The following is a 24,861-nucleotide window of genomic DNA, read 5'->3' on the forward strand; positions in this document are numbered from 1 at the left end:
CGCGCGCTGGCGAGACCGGCTCAGACCTCGAGCTCGAACATCGGATCCCCGGGCTCCAAGTCCGCGCCGTCCTCCACCAACACGGCTTTGATCCGCGCGCGGCGGGGCAGCCCGGGGCCGCCGAAGCTGATCCGGTGGAACGTCTTCATGATCTCGAGCAGGCACACGGTGGTGCCCTGCTCGACCTCGCTGCCGACCCCGACGAACGGCGGCGCGTCCGGCGCGGCGCGGCCGAAGAAGCGGCCGCTCGACGGTGAGCGGAACACGAGCCCTCCCGAAGCCCAAGGGTGCTCAGCCTCCTCTTCGATCGCCACCACGGCGCCCACGCTGGTGTCGAGGGTGCACAGTACGTCGCCTTGCCCGACCGGCAAGCGCGCCGCGCGAGCGCCGTGACTCTCGCCGAGCACGAGCCCGTGGGCGTGCTCGTCGGCGTGCAGCTCGTGCAAGACGCCGAGCACCTCGAGCTCGCCCAGGAAGCTCTGCGGAAGCACCAGCGTCCCCGGGGCCGGCGCGCCGCGCCACAGGCCCACGCCCGGGCTCCGGAGCTCGACGCGGCCTTCCGCCACCTTCACGGCCTTGACCACCAGCTTGCGGCGGAAGACCCGCCCGTCGAGGGCATGCCCTCGATTGCCCGTGGTCATCGCACTGCCTCGGTGATCACGGCGACGTCGTGCAGGGTCCAGATGCGGCTGTTCTTGATGCGACGCGCGCCAGTGGACTGGTACGCCGCCTCGGTGAGCATGCCGAGGTAGTCACGCAGCTCGGCGAGCTCGACGATCTCGTCCGTGTCCATCTGCCGCGCGGCCACGAACGGGTCCATGTCGGCCTCGATGCGGCGCTCGACAGCCTTCATTCCTTCTTCGATGCTGCGCCGCTCGACGGGATCCTGGGTGACGATCTCGAAGTGCTCGTCGAGCTTGGTGTTGTAGCTGGCGATGGCCAGCGTGCGTCCTTCCATCACGCTCAGCCGCGAAATGCTGGTGGAGAGCTGCACCACCGGATCGTAGGGCAGGCCGCTCATGGCGTAGTAGCCGGCGCCGCTCGCCTTGCGCAGGAGCACCGTGAACATCGGCACCGTGTTGGTCGAGTTCGAGTAGATGAGGTTCGACCCGTAGGCGAGCAGCCCCTGAGCCTCGGCTTCGGCGCCGATGTCGAAACCGGAGATGTCCTGGAGCCAGACGATCGGAATGCCGTCGGCGTTGCAGGCTCGGGAGAACGCGCTCACCTTGGCGATGCCGCCGCGATAGAAGATCGAGGCCGGGCGCTGCTTGCCGGGGTGCTCCGGGTCGCCGACCAGCCCCTGGCGGTTGGCGATGAAGCCGGCCCAGAGCCCGCCCAGGCGGCCCACGCCGACCATCATCTCCTCCCCCACGTCGCGCATCACCTCCCAGAACAAGCTCTGGTCGCACAGGCGCGCCAAGATCTCCGTCACGTCGTAGGAGACGCGGTGATCGGGCGGCAACAGCCCCGCGATCTCGTGGCTCGGGTACGCGGGCTCGATCGGACGCGCTTCGCCGCGATAGTAGTCGGCGCCGGAGCTCGGCAGCTTCCGCACGTCACGCCGGATGCACTCGAGCAAGACCTCGTCGTTCGGCACGCGCACGTCGGCACAGCCGCTCTGGTGCACGTGGACCTCGGGGCCACCGATGTCCAGGGAGGTGATCTTCTGGCCCTTCGCACCCTTGATCAGCGCCGCGCCGGCGATGACCATGTAGGCCTGCTCGGTCATGTACACGCGATCGCTGATGATCGGCATGTAGCCTCCGCCCGCGATGCAGTCGCCGAACACACCGGCGATCTGCGGTACCCCAGCATCGCTGAGCAGGCTGTTCATCTTGAAGATGTGACCGGCGCCGCGCATGCCGGGGAACGCCTTGGACTGCTCGGGCAAGAACAGGCCGCTCGAGTCCACCAGGTACACCGTGGGGATGTGCAGCCTGAGCGCCATGCTCTGCGCGCGCTGGATCTTCTCCGGTGTCTTCGGCCACCACGAGCCACTGGCGACCGTGTTGTCGTTGGCGATCACCATGCACCAGCGGCCCTCGATGCGCGCGAACGCGGTGACCACGCCGGCGCCCGGCGACTCGAGGCCACCCTCGAACTCGATGCCGTAGTTGACGAAGGTCCCGACCTCGAAGGTCCGCGTGCCGGGATCGCACAGCTTGGCCAGGCGCTCGCGCGCCGTGAGCTTGCCTTTGTCGTGGACGCGCTGCCGGTACTTCTCGCCCCAGCCGGCGTGGACTTTGGCGCGCCGCTCGCGGAGCGTCGCTTCCAGCGCGCCCAGCGCGTCGCGCTGGCTCTGGAAGGTGGCGGCGTCGGCCACGCTCTCGCGCGGGCGGCCAATCGGGACGACGGGGACGTGAGCCATGCCTAGGGCACCCCTCTGCGTGGAATGGTGGCGGCGCGGGGTTGGGGACCCCGCGCGGGGCGTGGGGCGGAACCCCACCTAGAAAAACCGGCGAGGCCGGCACCCCTCTGCTTCATGCTCGCGCTCGTCGCTTGGCGATGCCGGATGCCACTCATGTGGATGATCCCCAACCGGGAATGCTGCGATTGTCGTAGCGCCCGCTCACGAAAGCCTCGCTCGACAGCACGGCGACGTGCATGGCCGCCGTGGTCTTGATGCCCTCCACGCCGAGCGCGCCGAGCGCGCCGAGCATGCGCTGGCGCGCGTCCTCGCGGTCCTTGCCCTTCACGATCAGCTTGCAGATGAGCGAGTCGTAGTAGGGCGGCACTTTGTAGCCTTCGCACACGTGCGTGTCCACGCGCACATGCTCGCTCTCGGGCGGAGGCGACCAGCGGGTGATGGTGCCGGGGCTCGGGCGGAAGTCCTTCGCGGGGTCCTCGGCGTTGATGCGGCACTCGATGGCGTGACCGTCGAAGCGGACGTCGCTCTGCGCGAACGAGAGCGGGTGGCCCGCGGCCACGCGCAGCTGCTCCACCGCCAGATCGATGCCGGTGCGCATCTCGCTGACCGGGTGCTCGACCTGGAGGCGCGTGTTCATCTCCATGAAGCGCAGCGTGCCGGTCTCGTCGAGCAAGAACTCCATGGTGCCAGCGCCGACGTAGCCGATGGCGGCAGCCGCGCGCCGCGCCAGCTCGGTAGTGCGCGCGCGTTCCTCCGATGAAAGCGCCGGTGACGGCGACTCCTCGATCAGCTTCTGGTGCTTGCGCTGCACCGTGCAGTCGCGCTCGCCCAGGTGGCAGACGTTGCCGTAGCGGTCCGCCATGATCTGGATCTCGACGTGGCGGCCGCCCTCCAGCAGGCGCTCGAGGTAGACGCGGTCGTCGGCGAACGCGACCGCCGCCTCGCGCTGGGCGCCGGTGAAGGCTTCCTCCAGCTCTTCCGGCCCGCGCGCGATGCGCATACCGCGCCCGCCGCCGCCGCTCTCGGCCTTGATCAGCACCGGGAAGCCGACTTCGTCCGCCACGCGGCGGGCCTCGTCCAGGCTGCCGAGCACGCCCTCGCTGCCCGGGATGAGCGTCAGCCCCGCCGCACGCATGGCTCGCTTGGCAGGGGTCTTCTTGCCCATCAAGTGCATGACGTGCGCCGGCGGTCCCACGAAGGTCACGCCGTGGGCCTCGCACAGCGCGGCGAAGGTCGGGTTCTCGCTCAAGAAGCCCCAGCCCGGGTGCAGCGCCGAGCAGCGCGTCTGCTTCGCCGCCTGCACCACGCGCTGCATGTCGAGGTAGCTCTCCGCGGAGCGCCCTCCTCCCACGCACACCGACTCCCGCCCGCGGGTGTACGGCGCGTCGCGATCGGCCTCGCTCACCGCGAAGACCGGCGTGATGCCGAGCGCGTCGCAGGCCCGCGCGATGCGCACGGCCACTTCGCCGCGATTGGCGATCAGCACGCGGTGAAAGGAGAGGGGCATCGGAGGCGCGAGGCTAGCATCCCGGCGAAATCCCAAGGAAGGCCCGATCCGCGCATTTGTCGCCAGCGCGCACGAACGACGCAACGCCTGCGTAAACGAGCGCGCGGGGCCCAGCGGTTCCGGCGTGGCACGTGCGGTGCATCGCTCCGGGGGAGAGGCCATCATGGCACGCGCCGCCTTGGCCCTCGCCGCCCTGCTCGTCCTGCTCCCGCCCGGCGGAGCGGCGGCCGAGCCGAGCCCGAGCGACCGCTTCCAGGACACGCGCGGACACTGGCGTCCTTTCCGGGAGAGCTACGACGCCTGGTTCTCCGCGGCGCGCCGGGAGCCGCGATACCTCCGGGCCGCCGGAGAGTCCGTCGTGCTCGTGGGCATCGGGACCGCCTACTACTGGGTGGACCCGCTCGCCAACCGCACGGACTGGGACTTCCCGACCCTGGGCGCGAAGCTCCGGTTCGAGGCGGTCTCCCCATTCGTTTCGCCCACCGCGGAGAGCGTCGGGTCGCCGGAGGTGAAGTGGGCGATGTTGTAGGTCACGAAGCGATACTGAGGCACCCCGGGCGTCGGCCCTCGCGGCTCGAGCGGGCGCTCGCCGCAGCCTAGAGCGAAGAGCGCGCACACCCAAAGCAATGACCCGCGTGTTCGCATCGACGAGCCCCACCATGACATCCGGTCGGGGCTCGCGCAAACCGCTCACGAGTAGAGCAACCACTGGCGGCGGCGCACGGCCAACCCTTCGAGCTCGAGCGCGAAGCCCGCCTCGACCTCCTCCGCCGAGGCGCCCGCCGCGAGCGCCCGCAGCGTGGCGTCGCTGCGCAGAAGGACGCCGATACCGGAGTACTGCCACTGTCGCGGGTGTACCTGCCGCAGCGCGCGAGCGAGCGCGAGCGCCAGGCTGAGCGGCGAGAGAAGTGCCGGGTCGTGAACGCCGAGCTGGATCCCCCGGCAGACCTGGCCGCGAAATGGCCCGCTCGCCGGTGTGAAGTCTCGGACCTCGAGGCGCACGCCGGCGACCGGCCCGACGCGCTGAATGACCGCCGGGGCGTCGAGCCAGGGCGCGCCGACGAGCTCGAAGGGCGTCGCGGTGCCGCGCCCGACCGAGAGGTTGGTGAATTCGAACAGCGCGATGCCCGGATACAGGAGCGCCGCTCGGGGTGAGCGCAGGTTCGGTGACGGGTCGAACCAGGGCAAGCCGGTGTCCTCGAAGCGCATCTCGCGGCGCCAGCCGCCGAGCGGCACCACCTCTGGCAGGGGATCGATGCGGCGCTCGTACGCGAGGAAGCGCGCGAGCTCGCCTAGTGTCATGCCGTGCATCACCGGCAGCGGGTGCGGATCGACCAGCGATCGCGGCACGCCCCGAGACACGGGGCCGGCGACGCGCAGGCCGCCGCTGGGGTTCGGACGATCGAGCACGACGACGCGGCGGCCGGACTCGAGCGCGTCGAGCAGCGTCGCGACGTAGGTGTAGAAGCGCGCGCCGACGTCCACCAGGTCGACCACCACCGTGTCCACGCCGGCCCAGGCCCGACTCGAGGCGCCCGCTCCGTACAAGCTGAGCACCGGCAGCCCGGTGCGCGCATCGCGACCATCCGGGACCGCTCCTTCCTCGTACGCCGAGAGACCATGCTCCGGAGTGACGACGCGCACCAGCGAAATCCCAGGCGCGGAAGCCAGCAGATCCAGCGTGCGCCGGCCGGACGCATCCCGCGCCGGCGCGTGGGTCAGTAGCGCCACGCGCCGGCCCGTGAGGCGCGCGAACCCCTCTCGCGCCAGCCGGTCGATCCCGAGCTCCACGCGCGGCTGCTCGGGATCGAGCGCGGCGCCGGCGACCAGCGCGCGGATCGCCCGGGCGGTCGGCGCGATGCGCCCCTTGCCGTCGGGGTGCAAGCGGCTGCTCAGGAAGACCACGAAGCGATCGCGCACGGGATCGATCCAAAGCGAGGTGCCGGTGAAGCCCTCGTGCCCGAAGCTCCGGGCCGAAAGCGCCGCCGTCGCGGGCTCGTCGGGGGCGTCCCAGCCCAGCGCGACGCGCGCGCCGGGCACTTCGAGCGCGCGGGTCATCTCGCGCACGGTCTCTTCGCGGAGCACGCGACGTCCGTCGAGGCTGCCGCGGGCGAGCAGGCAGCGCGCGAAACGCGCGAGGTCGTCGGCGCTGGAGAACAAGGCGGCGTGACCGGCGACGCCCCCCAGCGCCCGCGCCCGCGGGTCGTGCACGACCCCGGTCAAGTACGCCTCGCCTTCTCGCTCGGTGGGGACCAGGCGCGGCCCTGAACCGGGGCGAAACTCGGTGTCCCCCAGGCCGAGGGGCTCGAACAGGCGCCGGGCGACGAAGCGCTCGAGCGGCTCGCGCGCCGCCCGCGCCACGACCTCGCCCAGCACGATGAAGCCCAGATCGCTGTAGCGGTAGCGCGCGCCAGGCTCGTCCAGGAGCGGGGTCGTGGCGATGCCCTCGAGCCTGCTCAGGGGCACGGCGTTCACCGCGGGCAAGCCCGAGGTGTGGGTCAAGAGGTGCCTGAGCGTGATGCGGCGCTTGTCCTCCGCGGCGAAGGCCGGCAGGTGCTTCGCGACCAGGTCGTCGTAACGAACGCGCCCGTCTTCGACCAGCGCGGCCAGACCCGTCGCGGTCGCCACGGCCTTGGTCAGCGAGGCCAGGTCGAAGACTGCGTCCTCGCCGAGCGGGCGGCGCGGCTCGACGCTGTGCAGGCCGAAGGCACGGCGGAAGAAGACCCCCGCACGGTTTCCGGCGATCACCATCGCCCCCGGCATCTCGCCGCGCTCGATGGCGCGATCGATCTCGCGCTCGATGGCGAGCTGAGTGCGGGCCGGTAGGCGCAGCCGGGCCTCGGCCAGCGCGGGCGCCGGCGACACCACGCGCGGCAGCGCGAGCCGCGGCGCGCGTGCGAGCTCTACCCGGGCCGCGCGGGGCGCCGCGTCGGCCGCCAGAAGGAGCGCGGCCACCAGCAAGCTTCTCCCGAGCCCCATGTGCCGGAGGGAAAACGCGCGAGCCACGCATCTGGATTCCCGCCTCTGGCGCGCGGGGGCGGCGGGCTCTAGAAGCCAAGGCGGTGTCGCACCGCAACCTGCCCTCGGGTCGGCTCGGCCGCATGGCGCGGCTCGCGGCGCTCGGAGCGCGGACCGGCGCGAGCATGGTGCTCTCCGGCCGCGGTGAAGGCGCGGCGCAGCAGGCCGCCGAAGTGCTCGGCTCGCTGCGCGGCCTCGCGGCGAAGGTCGGCCAGATGGCGAGCTACGTGGACGGCATGGTCCCCGAAGCCCACCGGGACGCCTACGAGAACGCCCTCTCCAAGCTGCGCGCAGCGGCGCCCCGCTCCTCCCCCGAAGCCATCCGGGCTCTGGTCGAGAGCGAGCTCGACGCGCCCATCGATCGGCTGTTCGCCGAGTGGGACGACGAACCGTTCGCCAGCGCTTCGATCGGCCAGGTCCATCGCGCGCGTCTCGAAGACGGTCGATTGGTGGCGGTAAAGGTCCAGCACCCGGGCATCGAGCGCGCCGTGGAGAGCGATCTCCAAAACGTGAGCGTGCTCGAGCGCATGATGGCGCTCGCCGGGCCGAGCACCCTCGAGACCAAGCGCGTGTTCGACGAAGTGGCCGAGCGTTTCCGCGAGGAGCTCGACTATCGGCTGGAGGCCGAGCACCAGCGACACTTCGCCCGCGTTCATGCCGAGGACGAGCGCATCCGGATCCCGGAGGTGATGCCCGCTCGCTCGAGCCGCCGCGTGCTGACCAGCGAGCTCGTCGAGGGGCTGTCCCTGGAGCAGGCCGCGCTGAGGAGCGAGGGCGAGCGCCGCGCCTGGGCGGAGACACTCTGGCGCTTCGTGTTCAAGGGGAACCTGGTCGGCGGGCGCTTCAACGCCGACCCCCACCCCGGCAACTACCTGTTCCGCGACGGCGGGAGCATCTGGTTCCTCGACTTCGGCTGCGTCCAACCCATCGAGCCTGCGCGCAGAGCGGCCGCGCTCGAGCTCCATCTGGTCGCGCTCGCCGGGGACTCCGGCGCCTTCCCCGCCGCGGCCAGCGCCGTCATCGGGAGCCGGGCCGGTCCCTACGAAGACGCCGCGGTCGCCTACACGCGGCGCTGCTTCGCGCCGCTGTTCGAGGCGCCCTATCACATCACGCGCGGCTACGTAGCGAGCTTGGTGGACGACGCTCGCGACATGAAGCGCCACCTCTTCTCGAAAGACTCCGGGTTCGTCCAGATGCCACCGGGGATGGTGCTGATCAACCGCCTGCAGTTCGGCTTCTACTCGGTGCTCGCGCGGCTCGACGTGTCCGTGGACTACGCTCGGATCGAGCGCGACTTCCTCGGCGAGGCCGGCCTGCTCGCGCGCTGAGGTCGGCTACCTGCCCCGGTGCACGACGAAGCGCGCGCTGCCGGCGCGCGACTCGAGGTGGAGCTCGACGAAACCGTGCTCGGGCATCGGCACGCCGCCGGCGATGGAGAGCGCGTCGCGCGACTGGGCCAGGAAACCGTGGTGTCCCGCGCCGAGCGCGATCTCGACGGGTTTGTCGCCCACGCGCGCGGTCTTTCCACCGACGTGGAGCTCGACTTCGGGCTCGCCCGTCACGACCAGCTTGCCCAGACGCGACGCATCGCCGGCTTCCGCCTGCGTGCGCGCCCGATCGACGCGCGCGGCGAGCGGCCCCTCGGCGAGCAGCAGGACGAAGCGATCGTGACCCGGTACCGGGAAGAGCACGGGCTCGCTGAGCTTGACGCTCACCGGAGCCTCGCCCTCCGGCCGCCCGCCGAAGAGCTGCACCGAGACCACGTCCGCCTCCACGGGAAGGAAGCGCTGGGCGGCGTCCGCACCAGCGTGGCTTGCTCCCCATAGCATCGCGACCTTCGCGGGAGCGCGCAGCCGGTCGCCGAGCGCGAGCGCGCAGTGCAGCTCCCGCAGGCCGAGCAGCGCCACGTCGCCGACGGCGCGAGCGCGAGCCTGCAAGGCCGTGGGCATGTCACAAGAGTGGAGCGCGACGCCGCTCGCGCGCAGCGTGGCCGCCAGCGCCGGCAGCTCCTCCAGGTAGTCGTACTTCCAGGCGGTGTGGTTGTGATCGCGCTGGCTCGCGATCACGGCGTCGAGCGCGGCGCGGTCCCCGTCGCGCCCGAGCTTCTCCAGCGCCGCCGTGTCCCCGGCCTGCTCCCGGGCCTCGACGTTGCTCCAGCGTCCGGTGGCGTGAAACTGCTCGAGCACGGCGTGCGTCGGTCCGTAGCCGAGCGGGCCGGTCAGCTTGCGAAACGCCGTGAGCTGCGCCGGGGCGTCGTGGTGGGTGCCGAACAGCACGAAGCTCGAGCGGCCTTCCTTCATCGCGCGCTCCGCCCGGGCGGACAAGAGCGCCGCGATCGCGGGCCAGCCAGCGACCAGCTCGTCCTTCTCCGCGCTCTTGCCGAGGCTCGACTGAAGGCGCGCGCGGTCGAGCGCCGGCTCGCTGCGGGGGGCGCGCCGCGTGTGGTCGCGGAGCACGCCCGCCGCATCCTCCGGACTCTCCGGCAGCGCGGGCCAGGGCTTCTCGGTGGCCGGAGCGGCCGCGTCGGCGACCTGGGCCGGTGCGGCATCGGCGCTCGGGGACGAGGGTTCCCGCGAGCACGCGGCCACGACCAACACGGGGATCAGTCCACGTCGCAGCAACCGGGACAGTCTCACGCGGACGCGGGCACCGGGCAAGCGAGCGGGTTTCGATCTACTCTCGAGCCATGCGCGCCTCCTGGCTCCTCGTCTCCGCCCTGGCCCTCTCGAGCTGCTCCTCGGACGACGGCGTGACGCCGTCGGGCGGAGGCGGAGGCAGCGGCGGCGCCGGCGGAACGAGCGGCTCCGGCGGCGTCGCGGGGACCGAGAGCTGCGAGGCGAAGTTCACCTGGCTCCAGAAGGACGCCTACAAGGACACCGCGGGTCGGAGCAGCGATCTCTGGCCACCGCACACCACGACCACGCTCGAGGTCGCCTGCAACGGTCAGGTCGTCAAGAGCACGTTCCGCGAGAACCACGGCACCAAGCCGGAGGACAAGGACGCCACCGGCGCAGTGTTCCTGGTCCCGGTGGGCTCCATGCAGGCGACGGCGACGTTCGGCGAGCTCGAGGCGCTGGTGTCCGCCTACGAGGCCTGCGAGTGCGGCACGAAGTTCTTGAGCATGGACGCGCTCGGCGACGCCGCCGTGCAGAAGCTGGTGGCGGAGATCAAGGCCTACGTCTTGGCACACCTGACCTGCACGGGCTCCGTGGACGCGGCGGGCCTGGTCCAGAAGCTCGAGACGGGAGACATCGCCGGGGTGCTCGCGGTGTTGCCCAACTGCACCTGGGCCTCGGGCTTCGACTGGTCGCTGGGCTTCGACGACGCGCTCGGCAAGATCGTGGCCGCGGCGCAGGAGACCCTGGCCGACTACCACGTGTGCAACAACGACGCGGAGCTCCAAGCGACCCTGTTCGACGGCTTCCGCAAGAGCGGCACCGTCACCGCCTGCGACGGCGCCGGCAGCCTGTGTCACGGCCCGAAGTGGTTCTACGCTCCGAAGCCCTGAGCTTCACTTGCAGCTGAACGGCGCAGCCCAGAGCTCGTGGGACTCCCCGGTGGAGACCAGGAAGAACGACACCGCGCGCTCGCCGTCGGACCACACGCGGCCCTGACCCGAGTCGCTTCCCTGCGGCGAAACGCGGAGCGCGCTGCCGACCGGGTCGAGCTCGGCGCCGAGCTCCTGCACCTTGACCACGTGGGCGCCGTCGGACCCCTCGGTCCATTGCAGGAGCCAGCGCCCCGAGGGCAACCCGATCGCGGCGGGTGAGATGCGCACGGCGGAGTCGTCCCCGAGCGCGAGCGGCGCGAGCTTCGCCGGGACGCGACCGAGCGGGCCCTTCCCGGCGAAGAGCTGCCAGTCCGACCCCGCGCCCGGCTTGGCGGCCACGAGTAAGAGCGTCGCGGTCGGACCGAGCGCCGGCGCCGGCGTGCCGACCGCGTGGACGCCGAGCTCGGGCGACAGGAGCTCGGTCTTCTTGCTGCCGTCGTGGGCGAGCCAGCCGGCGAGCACTTTGCCCCCTTGCCCGCCGCTGCGCAGCGCGACGAAGTGGCCGGTTGCGTCGCTGCTCTCGACGCGCATCGGGGTGAGATCCTTCTCGGCGAGCGGCCAAACCACCTCCGGCTCGCCGTCGCCGGCGCTGCGCGCGATGCCCGAGGGAGCAGCGCCGATGCGCAAGGGCTTGTCGCCCAAGATGCTGCGCGCGCCCCGCAGGTTGGGCTCTTCCCCGTCGAGCACGAGCTCGACCGCGTCGCCGCGCACCAGAGGGCGCGCGCCGGCGACCGGTGCCTTGCTCGGCTGGCGCTTCTCGTGGTGCTTCTCCAGAGTCTCGGCGCCCAGCACCACGACCTTGGCCTCGCTCGGGCTCGACGCGAACGCGACCGCCACGCGATCCTTGCCCACCGCCGCGACCTCGAGCGGGATCTTCCCGAACACGGGGCGCGACACCAGCCCCGCGCGCTGGGCGACGCAGGCGCGGGCGTGTGGCGCCGGCGGCGCCGCGCTCGGCGCCGCCGACGCGCGGATCGCGGGCGCAGGCTCGTCACCATCGCGCGCGAGGAAGAACAGCACCGTGATCCCACCGAGCGCGAAAGCGGCGACGCCGACCAGGCCCGCGATGAGCAGCACGGGCAGCGGCTTGTGCACCGGCGCTGGCACCGGCGCGGCGACGGCCGGACGGCGCTCGGTGGGCGGCTCGGGCGGCGGCGGCTCCGGAATGGGGTTGTCGCGCTGCGTGAGCGCCTCGTCCTCGACCTGAAACGCGGGCAGCGGCGCGGCCTCGACGGGCGCGGGCTCCATGCGCGGCGCCTCGAGCTCGGGCACGTCTGCCGCCGGCAGCCAGCCCCCCAGATGCGCCCCCGAGACCATCGTGGACCTGGGCAGGCGGCCTTCGGCGAGCCCTGCCTTCAAGGTCTCGAGGTTCCCGGTGTACTCGAAGCCATCCGGGCCGACCCAGCGCCACTCGTTCTCGGCCATGCCTCAGCGCCAATCCCTGCGGGTGCCTCGGGCTCGACGCGCGAGCTCCGCTCCGAGCGCGATGTAGCTCGCGAGCCGCGCGCCGTCGAGCCTGCCTTCTGCGACCGCCGCGCGCACCGCGCAGCCCGGCTCCGCCCCGTGTGCGCAGTCGCGAAAGCGACAGCCGGCCCCGAGCTCGATCACGTCGGAGAATGCCGTCTCCAGCGCGCCCGAGTCGGCCCAGAGCCCCAGCTCCCGCAGGCCGGGGGTGTCGATCACGGCGCCACCCATCGGCAGCGGCAACAGCTCGCGGTGCGTGGTGGTGTGCTTGCCGCGATCGTCGTGGACGCGCACGCTGGCGATGCGCATGCGGTCCTCACCCAGGAGATGGTTGACCAGGGTGGACTTGCCGGCGCCGGACGAGCCGACGACGGCCGCGGTCACGCCTTCGCCCAGGTAGCCGAGCGGCACGTCGGCGGCGATCCCCGAGAGTACGTCGAGGGCATGCACCGTCACGCCCTGCGCGACGGCGCTGGCCTCCGCGGTGAGCGCCGCGGCATTCGCGCACAGCCCCGCCTTGGTCAAGAGCACCACCGGGCGCACGCGCCCCTCGGCCGCCAGCGTCAGGTAGCGCTCGAGCCGACGCAGGTTGAAGTCGCCGTCCAACCCCATCACCACGAAGAGCACGTCCACGTTGGCGCAGAGCAGCTGCGCGGCGGCGCGCCGACCAGCGGCGCGGCGAACCAGCTCCGAGCGGCGCGGCAGCACCGCCTCGACCACGGGCTCCCCGGCCGACACACAAGCGACCCAGTCGCCTGTCACCGGCCGACCGAGCGCGGCACGCACCACTCGCCGCGGCACCCGCGCGCTCTGCTCCCCCGCCTCGACGAGGAGCTGCGCGATGTCGGCGTCGACGCGCGCGACCCGCCCCACGTACGCGTCCGCCAGCGCGAGCCCCGCCAGCGCGCGCGCGAAGCCGTCGTCGAAGCCCAGCGCCCGGAGGTTCATCCGCCCGTTTCCAGGTCGCCGTCCGCGAAGGGACGCGGCGCGCCGGGAGCGAGCCCGAGCGCCCAGTCCACCAGCTGCTCCGCGAAGCGGCGGAGCTCCCGCTCCTCCGGCAGGCGGTCAGCCCGCAGTTTCTTCGCCAGCATCACCGGGCCGAGCCCCGGCGCCACGCAGCAGGCATGCCGGCGAGTCTGGGCCGAAAGCCGCGCTTCGGTGACGCTCTCCACCAAGGCGACCAGCTCGCGCTTGCGCTCCGCCGGGCTCATGACTCGATGATTGTGGCTCCGTTGGGCGCCGCTGGCTAGATTCGCCCCATGTCCGATCCCGAGCCGACCTCGGGCGCGCCCCGCGCCGTCTTGCTCGCGCTCTCCGCCGCCTTCGTCGCGTTCGGCGTCGCTTTCCTCCTGGCTCCGACCAAGCTCGCCGCGTTCGCCGGCATCACGGCCGCCGGCAAGCTCGGATCCATCGAGCTCCGCGCCTTCTACGGCGGCATCGAGATCGGACTGGGGATCTTCCTGGCGGTCACCGCCATGCGCCGCGAGTGGCAGCTCCCCGGCCTCCTGTGCGCGCTCCTGTCGCTGCTCGGCGTCGCGGCTGCGCGCATCTACGGCATGACCGTGGAAGGCTGGCCCGGCGCCACCGTGCTCCTGTTCCTGGCCATCGAGCTCGCTGGCGTGGTCGCCGCGGGCTTCGGCTTGATGCGCATGAAGAAGAGCCCGGGCGAAGCGACGCTCGAGCACGACATCGCCGCGCTGCGACAAGACAAGACCGAGCTCATCGAGAAGACGAAGCCCATCGAGAAGACGAAGCCCATCGAGCGCACGGTGCGCCTCGAGCAGTCCAAGAAGGGCTGACTCAGCCCATCTTCACCTGCCCCGGTCCGAGCCAAGACGTCGAGCCGTCGGCCCACACCACCTCGTAGAGCGTGCCGTTGTAGACGCGCACGGTCGCCGGGTAGAAGCCCCCGTCGGGCCACTGCGCCAGGAGGCGCGTGCCCGGCGTGAACGCGCCCGGGTACGCCGGCTCCGGCTCGAGCTCGGCCAGCGCGACCTCCGAGCGCTCCCCCGACACGTCCCAGATGATCTCGGCGCGGTTCTCCACGACCTTCCCCACGCGCCCCGAGTACCACTCCGAGCCGCGACTGGTCCGCACTCGCGCGCCTTCGCCGAGCGACGGCGGACCGGGCGCGTCGGAGTAGTGGGTCAGCGTTCCACCCATCAGCCGGAGGCGCGAGGCCACGTGATCGGGCACCACGAACGCGACGATCTCCGCGCTCGTGAGCCCGAGCCCGAGCTCCGCGAGGCCCGGCGCGGCGGCGCGACCCAGCGCCTGCGCGCGCTCTGGGAGCTTCGCCTCTGCCACCAGCTCGCTCAGGCGCGGGACCTGCTTCGCGAGCTCGAGGGCGTGGCGCAAGAGGTGGGCCTTCACCCACTGCTCCACTGCGCCCTGGTCGGTCTTTCCCGCGAGCCCGTGGATCAAGCGCACCGGATCGCTCACGACGAGCGACACGCGCGCGTCGAGCCGCGGCGTCACCTTCTCGCCCACGGCAGGATCCAGCACTGGGTCCAGCGCGCCGCCGACCTGGAAGCTCTCCGCCACGCCCATCTTCACCCAGAACACGTCGTCACCCAGGATGGCGGTGCCGGGCCGCTGCTGCACGATGGGTCCCAGGAAGGCGATGACACGCGGATCCAGCACGTGCTCGCCGGGACCGAGCACCCCGGCGACGTGGCCTCGAGCCACGAAGGCCAGGGCCTGGCTGGGCAGGATGCGCGCCGTGGCGCCCACGAAGGCCGGCGACGCCGCGCGCTGGAGCAAGCTCGTGTGGTGGACCGCTTCGAGGGCGAGCACGTTCATACCCGAGAGCGTATCAGGTCGCGCGCCGAGGCCACCATCCACGCGAGCGTCAGGCCCATGGCGAAACGCTGCACGATCGGCAAGAGCGTCGAGCAGTCGCTCCTCGAGGACCAGTGATGGACGTAGAGCGCCATGTCGACGGCGGAAACGGCGAGCGCTGCGACTCCAACTCGACCGGTCGCCGCGGTGCTCGGGGAGCGGAGCTGTGCGTGGAGCGCCAGCGCGACGGCGACGAAGCCGGGGCCGCCCGCCGCCATCACCGCCACGCCGTGCCACGCGCCGTAGCGGTCCGAGGGCAAGAGCGGCACGCCGATCATGCCGAGGGTCGCGAGCAGACCCAGGCAGCGGACGGCGACGCCCACCCGGCGCCGCGCCGGCCAGAGCGACGGCAGGCCGGCGAACAGCGACGCCATGCTGCCGATCAGCGCGAACATCCCGAGTCGCGCGACGGTCGCCCCGGGATTCGGCCGCCCGTTCAGGCTGGTCGCGTGGAGCAGATCGCAGACGAAGTTCCCCCAGAATCGGTGCCCGATGGCGCTCGGATCGCACCAGGTGCCGCCGGGGTATAGCCACGCGGCGGCAACAGCGGCGGGCAGAAACAGCGCCGCTCCGGCCAGCGCCACGAAGCCGAGGACGCGCATGCGCCCGAGAGCATGCAACATTGGCGCTCCCGCGCGCCACGGGGCCCGCGCTAAGCTGACCGGATGATCCGGACCGTGAGCTTGTCATGGGCGCTGATCGGCGCTCTGGCCCTGGGTTGCAGCACCTCGGAGAGCGCCGGCGGCGACCCCGGTGAGCCCGGGCAGAACCTGGGCGTGAGCTGCGAGGGCAAATGCGACGGCTGGGGCTCCATCACCGCCCTCTGGCGCGACGCCAAGAAGCTCGATCTGGGCGACCTCCTGAGCGTGGGCGCAGGCTTCGCCTCCGACGGCCTGAACGACGCGCTGAGCATCAGCGACTACGCGGGCATCAAGCTCGGCGAGCCAATGGTCTACGCCACTGCCGCGAAGGCCCAGAACGACCTGACGCTCGGGAACCTGGACAACCTGGCCACCGGCCTTGCCGTCGCCTACGGCGAGCGCGAGCTGACCACCGAGGTGAACCAGCTCCGCCGCGATCACCTGCACTCGTCGGGCGACACCGTGTACGGCGAGTTCGCCTTCCAGACGTCCGCCGCATTCGGCCACAAATGGGGCCTCTCCGTCGGAGGCCTGGGCGGGGCGAGCGTGGCGCTCGGCTTCGACCTGGGCGCAAACCTCACGACCCGCGTGATCGCGCCATTCCAGAGCGAGGCCGGAGCGCTGGGCGGAGCCCCGCTCGCGGCGCTGAAAGGCGCGCGCGGCTTCGTGATGCCGCGCAGCGTGAACGACGTTCGCGCGATGAAGCCCGGGGAGCTCCTGGCGCTGAGCGGCTCCGGCGGCGTCGGCCTGAACCTCGGCGTTGGCGTGCCGCTGCTCGTGGCCACGCCCGCGGCCGGCGTCAGCTACAACCTCGTGCTCTCCGGCGGCCTGCGCGCGCACCTGCGCGGGCAGATGGACGTGCAGCTCGTGCGCTTGTCCGGTGATCAGGTGGTGGTGGACGTTGGCGTGTCCAACGCCAAGGTGCAGAGCGCCAGCGTCGCGCTCACCGACGGCTGGGGCATCCAGGGGCTGGTCAAGAGCAAGGTCGCCGTCGCGGGCTTCGACCTCGACCTCGGACGCCTGGTGGAGAAGGCGCTCCAGAACCAGATGAACGCGAAGCTGAGCTTCATCGCGACACGCGCCGCCAAGACCAAGCAAGAGACCCGGCTCTCGGTGGCGCGCCTGCGCTTCCGGCTCGACGCCCCGACCGATCCGAAGGCGCTGGAGCAGGCGCTGGCCCAGGCCCTGCGCGGCGACATCCGACTGGCGCAGGCGCTCTCGACGCAGGGTGACCCGGGCGTGATCGCCGAGTTCGACCTGTCGCGCTCCGGCGTGTCGGCGACGTCCCACGCCGGCGTGGACGTGTTCGGCATGAGCTTCTTCAAGACCATCGAGGAGACCCAGGGGTCGGTGGTGATCCAGACCCCGGGCGGCGCGCGCACGCTGCTCTTCGACGGACTGCACAAGCAGAGCGGCTGGTTCTTCTCCTCTCACGGTTACACGCGCATCGGCATGAGCGGTCTGGTGTTCGACCCCGAGGACCCGACGCTGCCGGCGCAGGGAGAGGCCAACCTGATCCTCCAGGTCGAGGAGGGAGACGACTACATGGAGCGCGACAAGCTGCTCGATCACCTGGATGCGGTGATCCAGAGCCTGGGCGGCAAGCCGGCGCTCGAGGCCGTCGAGAAGCCGGGCAACGAGCTCCAGCGCTACGTGGTCGAGTCCTGCCCGAACAGCCAGGCGTTCGACCCCTGCCGCCTCTCCGTGCTGGACGACCCCAAGGTAGTTCAGCTCCGCGCGGACGGCGCGAGCGCCCTCGCCGCCACGCTGAGCGGCCTCGAGCCCGCCGCGAAGGACCTGGTGATGAAGGCGGGCACGCTGCGGCTGACCGCGCAGGCCACGCTCGAGCCGGCGGCGTCGCTGGTCGGGCCGCCCAGCTCTCTGGTCGTGGATCTGCGCCTCGACGACGAGGCGCTCGGCGCGATGTTCACCAAGAAGAGCGAGTTCGAGCTCAGGAACGCGCTCTCGGCGTACCTGCGCGCGGTCCTCATCGACCGCGGCGCGAGCGAGGCCGCGATCCAGACCAAGCGCGCCTCGATTCCGGACGCCAAGGACGGCGCCGTGCTCGACGCCATGGCGGCAGAGTACAAAGCCCGCGCACTCGGCTACGAGAAGCTGATGGCGGCGGAGAAGGCCGTGATCCAGAACATCGGGCCGGTGGGTCCGCGGACCGTGGAGATCCGCTTCCCCGTCGATGCCGGGAACCGGCCCGACTACGACAAGGCCACCGCCGGCTCGCTGAGCCAGGCTAGAGCCCGTGAGGCCCTGGCCCTGTTCGACAACCTGGTGAAGCTGGCCGATGGCCTCGACCCGCACGCCGAACAGCCGGTGCTCTACGCGCTCCTCGCCCTCACCTCCCCGGCCTCGGCGGACGTGCGCCTGAACGTGCAGATGAGCACCTCCAACACCTGGGCGCAGGACTTCGAGCACTACAAGAAGGCGGGCTACGCCGGCTTCGACGTCTACTCCCGCGGCTCGGCCGTGGCGCCCATCGACGGCGGCCTCTTCGACGTGAACGCGCTGCTCGCCGTGAAGTAGGCCTCAGCCGTCGTCCTCGGCCAGCACGATCAGGCGATCGCCCTTCTTGGGCGTGATGGCTGCTTGGCGGAACTGCCACGGGTTCAGGTGGACACCGTAGCGCTGCGCGGGGTCGTTCACGTGGATCTGGATCCCCAGCGCCACCTCACCGCGGGCCTTGGCCGCCACGGTCAGGTACTCGAACGTGGTCGGCTGCCCCGGCGGGACGTAGCGCGTCAGGTCCTTCAGGTAGATCTCGCTGCCCTCGGACTGGAACAGATCCTCGATCACCGGCCGAACCCGGGGCTCGTGGGTGACCTGGGCCAGCACCATGCTCACCATCTCGTTGCTGATCACGATGTCGTTGATCTCGGTCGTCGCCGCCAGATCGCGGTTTCTGGGGTCGAGGATCTCGCTGCACACCTCTTGACCGTGGACCCCTGCGCGGTGGCGGAAGTCGCGGAGCAGGAGCAGCGCGATGATGGCCCGGGTGTCCGCGGCCTCGCTCTCGTCCAGCCCGTGCGCACCCGAGGCGTCGCCCAGCACCATGACCATCGGGTAACGCTCGGTACGCACCTGCTCGAGCACATGGCGATTGGTGAAGTCACCCACCAGGTGCTGCACCTTGATGTTCCCCAGCGAGCCACACTTGTCGGCGATCTCGCGCTCGCGCTCCTCCAGCGAAACCGAGTTGATCAGCGTGACGGTCGAGCCTTGGCCCACGTAGGAGTCGAACTCCTTGAGGATGGGGAAGAGCTTCTCGTTGTAGCCCAGCACCAGCAGGTGCTCGACGGGTTTGTCCGCCGCGGGCGGCGACGGGATCTGGATCTGCTCCACCCGGAGGGGCCCCTGGTAGGGTTGCCAGCGGATGTGATCGTCCTCCGCCAGGAGCAGGAGCTCCTCGTCCGGCGCGATCACGTGGTCAGCGGGTGGGTTCAGGAGGTGGGCCGAGCCATCGGCCTTGCCCACACCGACCAGGCAGGCGTTGGGGAACTCGAGCAACAGGTCGGCGAAGCGCCGGCCCACGACCTGCGGGAAGCGCGCGTAGTGGACCTCGTTGCCCTCGAAGCGGAACAGCTCGTCGTAGATCAGGGACAGCCCGCTGATGCGCGAAGTCTGAAGGATGACCTTGGAGATCATCTCGTTGGTGTTGATGACCTGAGCCCGGCCGCGGCTGGCGATCAGCGCGATTTCCCGGCTTTCGGACAGCATGACCTCGGCGGTGACCTTGATCTGCTCGATGCGGCCGCGCCCGTCCGGGTGGTTGTACAGGGCCATCAGCGTCTTGATCACGCGGCCGTCCGCTCGGTAGGGCTGGTCGCGCTGCGCGTCGTCCACCAGCACCACCACCGCCTGCGCGCGCTCGAAGCTGACCTTCGCCAGGTCGTTCAACGCGACCGAGCTGCCGGAGCGGACCACCAGCTTGACGCGCTTCGGGTGCTGCACCTTGTCGCGCAGCGCCTCCTCCATCGCGACCTTGTCTTGCTCGGCCATCACGACCACCACGATGCGCCCCTTCTCGATGTTGGCCTCCGAGAGCTGGTCGATGACGCTGAAGACCTTCTCGGACCAACCGAGGATCAGGAAGTGGTCGTGCTCGATGACCGGCGAGATGCCGCGCTTGATGGCATCGAGCCGCTCCTGGAAGTTGCCGGCCAGAGAGGAGATGAGCAGGCCCGCGACGACCACACCGGCGACGGTCGCCAGCGTGGAGACGAACCGATTGGGATTGCCGGCGTCGCCACCCATGGTCCCCGGGTCGATCACCCGAGTGAAATAGAACCACGCGCGGTCCAGCAGGCCACCTTCGGCCATCTCGACCCCGACAGCCCCAGCGGCCAGCGAAATGGCTGCGAACAGCACGACCAAGAGCATCGTCAGCGCGAACAGGAAGAGCAGCTGCTTGCCCGCTCCACCGCTCAGGAACTCTTCCCACCTGTACCGAAGGCGCGCACGCGCGCCCCGCTCGACCGCCATGGCGCCCGAGAGTTCTCGCGGGTGGGCGACCCGTCAATCCGGAACGTCAGTCGAGCTTCCAGGCCTCGCGGAGCAGCGCCCCGAGCGCCTCGCCCCGCGGCCCCGGGCAGCCGGCTCCGATGGCGTGGCCGTCGATCTCCACGACGGGCATCACCAGGAGCGTGGTCGAGGTCACGAAGACCTCGCCCGCGCGGAGCAGTCGCTCGACCGGGATTTCGGCCGCGCCGACCTCCAGGCCCAGGCGCCTCGCCAGACCCTCCACCAGAGGTCCGGTCAAGCCCGGCAAGAGGTGGTGCGAACGCGCGGGCGTGAGCAGCCGATCGCGCTCGATCAGGAACACGTTGCTCGCCGCGCCCTCGCGGACGTTGCCGTCCTCTCCCACGAACAGCGCCTCCGCCGCGCCTCGCGCCGCCGCCTCGCGTCGGGCCATCACCGCCGGCAGGAGCATCGAGGTCTTCAGATCCGAGAGCGCCCAGCGCACGTCGGGCCGCGTGATGGCGCGGATGCCGCGTCGGACCTCCTCGGCGCGCGGGAAACGGAACGGCCGGAGGTAGGCGAAGAAGCTCGGCTCGGGTGGCTCCGCCGGCAGGTGCGCGCGCGGCGCCGTGCCTCCGGTCACCTGCGCGAAGAGCAGCGCCTCGACGAGTCGTTCGCGCCGGAGCAGCTCGCGGGTGAGCTCCTGCCAGCGCTCGGGCAGCGGCACACCCGACTCGATGCCCAAGAGCTTCGCCGACTCGCTCATGCGTTTCGCGTGTTGATCGAGCAAGCGGGGCTCGCCGTCGCTCACCGCGACGACCTCGTACAGGCTCTCGCCGAACTGCAAGCCGCGGTCTTCGATGGGGACGCGGGCGTCGGCGAACGGCACGAGGGCGCCGTCGAACCAGGCAACGGTCGGAGCGCTCATGGGCGTGACGCGAGCGTGCCCCGCGACGGCGGGCTCCACCAGCGCAATCGGGCACCTGGCTCCGCGGTTGACCCGCGTGACGCCCGGCGGTAGATCGATGGCGTCTCTCGACCCCAAAGAACGAAGAGAGAGACACACAGCCGAATCCCGCCGACCTTCGGCGGGAGCCGGGTCTGGGTGCCAGCACGAATGCTTCGGGCTGGCTCGGGGAGAAGGGAGAAATCCCCGGGGCACCTCGCTCCGATTCCGACACCCCAGGGCGCGCTGCTCGCGCGCTGACGCTCGGTAGGAAGTCGAGGAGCGACAGATGACACGACATCACCGTTTTGCGTCTCGTGCCCGGGGCTGGAGTACGCCGTGAGCGACTCCGACATCAAAGACCCCGCCGCTCCGAGCGACGGAGAGCCTCCAGAACCGGTCTCCGAGGCGGCTCCCAAGCCCGAGCCCGAGCCGGCTCCCGAGCCGGCTCCCGAGCCCGAGCCCGCTCCCGAGCCCGAGCCCGATCCGGCTCCCGAGCCCGAGCCCGAGCCGGCTCCCGAGCCCGAGCCCGAGCCGGCTCCCGAGCCCGAGCCCGAGCCGGCTCCCGAGCCCGAGCGTGCTCCCGAGCCCGAGCCTGCGCCCGAACCCGAGCCTGCGCCCGAACCCGAACCCGAACCCGAACCCGAACCCGAACCCGAGCCTGCGCCCGAACCCGAGCCGGCCCCCGAGCCCGAGCCCGCTGCGAGGAGCGCGAGGGCAGCGGCTCCCGGAGCGGTCAGCCGCCGTGCCGCCGGTCATGGCGGTCAGGGCGGTCACGGCCGCCTGGGTCCGCTCGCGCTGGGCGCCCTCGGCGTCGTCTACGGCGACATCGGCACGAGCCCGCTCTACGCCTTCCGCGAGTGCTTCCACGGCGACCACGCCATCGCTGCGACGCGGGGCAACGTGCTGGGCGTGCTGTCGTTGATGGCCTGGGCCCTGTTCATCGTCGTGACCATCAAGTACCTGGTCTACGTGCTCCGCGCGGACAACCGCGGCGAAGGTGGCGAGCTCGCGCTGATGGCCCTGGCCCTCTCGAGCATCAAAGGCAAGCTCGGGCCGAAGCTCGTGATCGTGCTCGGCATCTTCGGGGCCTCGCTGCTCTACGGCGACGGCATGATCACCCCTGCCATCTCCGTGCTCAGCGCGGTGGAGGGGCTGGAGGTCGCCGCGCCGGGGCTGAAGCGCTTCGTCATCCCGACCACGATCGTGATCTTGATCGGGCTGTTCATGGTGCAGAAGCGCGGCACGGCCGGCATCGGCGCCGTGTTCGGCCCCATCATGCTGATCTGGTTCACCGTGCTCGCGGTGATCGGCGCCACCCACATCATCGCGCACCCCGGGGTCCTGGAGGCGCTGAGCCCGCACCACGCGGTGCGCTTCCTCGCGGAGAACAAGCTCGCCGGGTTCCTCGTGCTCGGCGCCGTCTTCCTGGTCGTCACCGGGGGCGAGGCGCTCTACGCCGACATGGGACACTTCGGGCGCCGCCCGATCCAGGTCACCTGGATCTTCCTGGTCGGACCGGCGCTGCTCACGAATTACTTCGGCCAGGGAGCGCTCCTGCTGGAGAGCCCGGAGCTCGCATCGAATCCGTTCTACCGCTCGGCCCCGAGCTGGGCGCTCTACCCGATGTTGGTGCTGGCGACGATGGCCACCATCATCGCGTCTCAGGCGGTGATCTCCGGCGCGTTCTCCTACACGCGCCAGGGCATGATGCTGGGGTTCTGGCCGCGCATCGAGGTCAAGCACACCTCGTCCACGCAGATCGGCCAGATCTACGTGCCGACCATCAACTGGATGCTGATGATCTCGACCATCGTGCTGGTCCTGGGCTTCGGCTCTTCGTCGAAGCTCGCGGCGGCCTACGGCATCGCCGTCACCACCACCATGGTCATCACCACGCTCCTGGCATACGTCGTGGCGCGGCATCGTTGGGGCTGGAGCGCGCCCGCGGCGGTCAGCCTCACGCTGCTCCTCTTGGTGGTGGACGTGGGCTTCTGGGGCGCGCAGCTGGTCAAGATCCCGCACGGCGGCTGGGTCCCTCTGGTCATCGCCGGCACCATCTTCGCGATGATGACCACCTGGAAGGACGGGCGCGGCATCCTCGGCCAGCGCTGGCGCGAACAGATGATCCCGCTGGGCGATTTCTTCGAGCTGATGCGCATCGAGCGTCCGGCGCGCGTTCCGGGGACCGCCGTCTTCATGACCAGCAACGCCGACGGCACGCCGCCCGCCTTGATGCAGAACTTCACGCACAACCGCGTCGTGCACCAGCAAGTGATCTTGCTCACAGTGCTGACGACCGAGCAGCCCCGCGTGATGGCGGACGAACGCGTGACGGTCGAGGACCTGCCAGAAGGCTTCCGGCGCGTCGTCGCTCGCTACGGCTTCATGGAGCAGCCGGACATCCCCCAGCTGCTCGAGGAGCGGCACCTCGAGGACTGGTCGCTCGAGCACACCACGTTCTTCCTGGGGCGCGAGACCCTGCTCGCGACCAAGCGCGAGGGCATGGCCGTCTGGCGCGAGCACCTGTTCGCCTTCATGAGCCGCAACTCCCAGCGCGCCTCGACCTTCTTCAACGTCCCCTCGGACCGGGTGATGGAAGTCGGCTCGCAGATCGAGCTGTAGGCACGGCTCCCGCCAGGGGGCGAAGAAATCTTCGGCGCGTCCCGCGCGTAAGGAGGGACTGGGTCCGCGCGTTTTCGAGGAAAGGTGGTCCCCATGCTGCGTCGGATGGTCATCGGGTTGTCGCTGCTCCTCCTGGCCTTGCCTGCGGCCGCAGAATCCAAGCCCGCCCGACCGGCGACGGCTTTCCAGGCCAAACCGACCCGACCCGCCCGCGCCGTGGCGCCGCGCGTCGCGACGGCTCGCGCCGTCGAGGTGCTCTGGGGTGGGCAGTGGTGGGCAGCCGAGGTGCTGGAGACCCGCGGCGACGTGAGCCGCATCCACTACACCGGCTGGGGCGCCGAGTGGGACGAGTGGGTGGGGCCGGAGCGGCTGCGAACGGCTGCCCCGGCCGCTCCCCGGCGGCCGGCCGTGGCGCTGAAGAGCACCCGGGTCGGCCAGCGCATCGAGGTCGAGTGGCACGGCAGCTGGTGGCCCGCCGAGGTCGTCGCCGTCAAGAACGGGTTCTACAAGATCCACTACGCCGGCTGGGGCGCCGAGTGGGACGAGTGGGTGGAGCTCACTCGCATGCGGGCGCCCGCGAGAGCACCCGCGGGCACGCCGGAGATCGCCGGCGCCGCGAGCTGACTCACTGGTCGATGACCTTGAGGCCCTTGTCGCGCAGCGGCTGGATCGGGCCGAGATCGCCCTCGGGGGTGCCCGCGACGTACAGGAACTTCAGCGCCTTCATGTCCTTGAGGGGGGTGTAGTCCTTGACCTGAGTGCGCTGGATGCTCAGCCGCTCGAGCTTCGTCAGACCCGCGATCGGCGACAGGTCGCGCACCGGTGTGTCGTCGATCGCGAGCTCGGTGAGGTTCTTCAGGTTGGCCAGCGGGGCGAGGTTCGTGACCTGTGTGCGCCCGAGATCGAGCCGATCGAGCTTGGTCAGCTTCTCGAGCGGCGTGAGGTCGGCCACCTTGTTGATGCTGGCGCGCAGCGACTCGAGCTGCGACATGCCGGAGAGCAGCGACAGGTCGTCGAGATCCCCCGGACCCAGGAACAGCTCCTTCAGGTTCTTGGCGTGCGGCATCACGCAGGGGTCGAGCTGGTGCGTCTCGACCTGAGAGATGTTCAGGCTCTTCAGTTTGCCGAGATCGGCCTGCGTGATGTCGCCGTCGGCCTTGCCGATCTTCTTCCTGACCTCCGCCTCGACCGCCTTGTCGTCGAAGGCCACGGCGGGCCCCTTGGGGCAGTCGGCGGCGGTCTTCTTCGGTCGCGCCTTCTTCTCTTCCTTCGGCTTGTCGGCCGTCGCCGACGGCGCGGGCGCCGGGGCGACCGTCGCGGCCGGGGTCGCGGACGCCTTCGTCGGCTCGGGTTTCTTCTCGTCGTCGCAGGCGACGACGAGAAGACCGAGGAGGGGCAGGGCCGGATACGCGCGCTTCAGCATGGGCGCGA

General features: G+C 71.0%; 20 protein-coding genes. 7 read left to right on the top strand and 13 right to left on the bottom strand.

Features of this window, described 5'->3' with window-relative positions; translation table 11 throughout:
• Positions 1 to 20: 20 nt before the first annotated feature.
• From HS104_25080 to HS104_25090, 3 genes are all read right to left on the bottom strand, one after another.
• Positions 21 to 641: a hypothetical protein gene (locus tag HS104_25080; GenBank protein MBE7483235.1), complete on the bottom strand. Its 621-nt coding sequence runs from the start codon at positions 639 to 641 to the stop codon at positions 21 to 23.
• Positions 638 to 2,368 carry a propionyl-CoA carboxylase gene (locus tag HS104_25085; protein ID MBE7483236.1) on the bottom strand — a complete coding sequence of 577 codons (1,731 nt, stop codon included), beginning with the start codon at positions 2,366 to 2,368 and terminating at the stop codon, positions 638 to 640. Before HS104_25085 ends, HS104_25080 begins: the two co-directional genes overlap by 4 nt.
• Positions 2,369 to 2,519: 151 nt before the next feature.
• Entirely contained in the window at positions 2,520 to 3,875 is a 1,356-nt protein-coding gene (locus HS104_25090; GenBank protein ID MBE7483237.1) for an acetyl-CoA carboxylase biotin carboxylase subunit, read from the bottom strand.
• 163 nt (positions 3,876 to 4,038) lie between these two features.
• Between HS104_25090 and HS104_25095 the strand changes: the two genes are divergently transcribed.
• The gene (locus tag HS104_25095; GenBank protein MBE7483238.1) at positions 4,039 to 4,404 is read left to right on the top strand and encodes a hypothetical protein; all 366 of its coding nucleotides are present in this window, start codon (positions 4,039 to 4,041) and stop codon (positions 4,402 to 4,404) included.
• A 161-nt stretch (positions 4,405 to 4,565) separates the two neighbouring features.
• On the opposite strand, the gene HS104_25100 is transcribed toward HS104_25095, so the two are convergent.
• A complete protein-coding gene (locus tag HS104_25100) occupies positions 4,566 to 6,830 on the bottom strand; it encodes a DUF1343 domain-containing protein (protein MBE7483239.1) in 2,265 nt (754 codons plus the stop codon).
• Positions 6,831 to 6,937: 107 nt separating this feature from the next.
• Here HS104_25100 and HS104_25105 point away from each other — a divergent pair, with 107 nt between their 5' ends.
• Positions 6,938 to 8,221 (top strand): AarF/ABC1/UbiB kinase family protein, encoded by a 1,284-nt coding sequence (locus HS104_25105; GenBank protein ID MBE7483240.1) that lies wholly within the window; start codon positions 6,938 to 6,940, stop codon positions 8,219 to 8,221.
• Between the two features lie 6 nt (positions 8,222 to 8,227).
• Here HS104_25105 and HS104_25110 read toward each other — a convergent pair whose 3' ends face one another.
• Entirely contained in the window at positions 8,228 to 9,514 is a 1,287-nt protein-coding gene (locus HS104_25110; GenBank protein MBE7483241.1) for a hypothetical protein, read from the bottom strand.
• Between the two features lie 65 nt (positions 9,515 to 9,579).
• On the opposite strand from HS104_25110, the gene HS104_25115 reads away from it, so the two are divergent.
• On the top strand, positions 9,580 to 10,401 hold the full coding sequence (locus HS104_25115; GenBank protein ID MBE7483242.1) for a hypothetical protein: 822 nt from the start codon (positions 9,580 to 9,582) through the stop codon (positions 10,399 to 10,401).
• Between the two features lie 3 nt (positions 10,402 to 10,404).
• On the opposite strand, the gene HS104_25120 is transcribed toward HS104_25115, so the two are convergent.
• The 3 genes from HS104_25120 to HS104_25130 are packed head-to-tail and all read right to left on the bottom strand — an operon-like array spanning position 10,405 to position 13,118.
• The gene (locus HS104_25120) at positions 10,405 to 11,868 is read right to left on the bottom strand and encodes a DUF4339 domain-containing protein (GenBank protein MBE7483243.1); all 1,464 of its coding nucleotides are present in this window, start codon (positions 11,866 to 11,868) and stop codon (positions 10,405 to 10,407) included.
• A gap of 3 nt (positions 11,869 to 11,871) precedes the next feature.
• Entirely contained in the window at positions 11,872 to 12,855 is a 984-nt protein-coding gene (gene rsgA, locus HS104_25125) for a ribosome small subunit-dependent GTPase A (GenBank protein MBE7483244.1), read from the bottom strand.
• Positions 12,852 to 13,118 carry a hypothetical protein gene (locus tag HS104_25130; GenBank protein MBE7483245.1) on the bottom strand — a complete coding sequence of 89 codons (267 nt, stop codon included), beginning with the start codon at positions 13,116 to 13,118 and terminating at the stop codon, positions 12,852 to 12,854. Before HS104_25130 ends, rsgA begins: the two co-directional genes overlap by 4 nt.
• Positions 13,119 to 13,166: 48 nt before the next feature.
• On the opposite strand from HS104_25130, the gene HS104_25135 reads away from it, so the two are divergent.
• Positions 13,167 to 13,706, top strand: a complete 540-nt coding sequence (locus HS104_25135) for a DUF4345 domain-containing protein (GenBank protein ID MBE7483246.1) — start codon at positions 13,167 to 13,169, stop codon at positions 13,704 to 13,706.
• Between the two features lies 1 nt (position 13,707).
• On the opposite strand, the gene HS104_25140 is transcribed toward HS104_25135, so the two are convergent.
• Entirely contained in the window at positions 13,708 to 14,709 is a 1,002-nt protein-coding gene (locus HS104_25140) for an SPFH domain-containing protein (protein ID MBE7483247.1), read from the bottom strand.
• Positions 14,706 to 15,350, bottom strand: coding sequence for a hypothetical protein (locus tag HS104_25145; GenBank protein ID MBE7483248.1), 645 nt, complete (start codon positions 15,348 to 15,350; stop codon positions 14,706 to 14,708). Before HS104_25145 ends, HS104_25140 begins: the two co-directional genes overlap by 4 nt.
• A gap of 63 nt (positions 15,351 to 15,413) precedes the next feature.
• On the opposite strand from HS104_25145, the gene HS104_25150 reads away from it, so the two are divergent.
• The gene (locus HS104_25150) at positions 15,414 to 17,927 is read left to right on the top strand and encodes a hypothetical protein (GenBank protein MBE7483249.1); all 2,514 of its coding nucleotides are present in this window, start codon (positions 15,414 to 15,416) and stop codon (positions 17,925 to 17,927) included.
• A 3-nt stretch (positions 17,928 to 17,930) separates the two neighbouring features.
• Here HS104_25150 and HS104_25155 read toward each other — a convergent pair whose 3' ends face one another.
• Complete coding sequence (locus HS104_25155) at positions 17,931 to 19,883, bottom strand: hypothetical protein (protein MBE7483250.1); 1,953 nt, start codon at positions 19,881 to 19,883, stop codon at positions 17,931 to 17,933.
• A gap of 46 nt (positions 19,884 to 19,929) precedes the next feature.
• Positions 19,930 to 20,787 (bottom strand): aminotransferase class IV, encoded by an 858-nt coding sequence (locus tag HS104_25160; protein MBE7483251.1) that lies wholly within the window; start codon positions 20,785 to 20,787, stop codon positions 19,930 to 19,932.
• A gap of 372 nt (positions 20,788 to 21,159) precedes the next feature.
• On the opposite strand from HS104_25160, the gene HS104_25165 reads away from it, so the two are divergent.
• Entirely contained in the window at positions 21,160 to 23,430 is a 2,271-nt protein-coding gene (locus HS104_25165) for a potassium transporter Kup (protein ID MBE7483252.1), read from the top strand.
• Between the two features lie 93 nt (positions 23,431 to 23,523).
• Positions 23,524 to 24,054 (top strand): hypothetical protein, encoded by a 531-nt coding sequence (locus HS104_25170; GenBank protein MBE7483253.1) that lies wholly within the window; start codon positions 23,524 to 23,526, stop codon positions 24,052 to 24,054.
• Position 24,055: 1 nt separating this feature from the next.
• Here HS104_25170 and HS104_25175 read toward each other — a convergent pair whose 3' ends face one another.
• Positions 24,056 to 24,853, bottom strand: coding sequence for a leucine-rich repeat domain-containing protein (locus HS104_25175; protein MBE7483254.1), 798 nt, complete (start codon positions 24,851 to 24,853; stop codon positions 24,056 to 24,058).
• Between the last annotated feature and the right edge of the window lie 8 nt (positions 24,854 to 24,861).

Source organism: Polyangiaceae bacterium (genome assembly GCA_015075635.1).
Taxonomy (GTDB): Bacteria; Myxococcota_A; Polyangia; order Polyangiales; family Polyangiaceae; genus JADJKB01.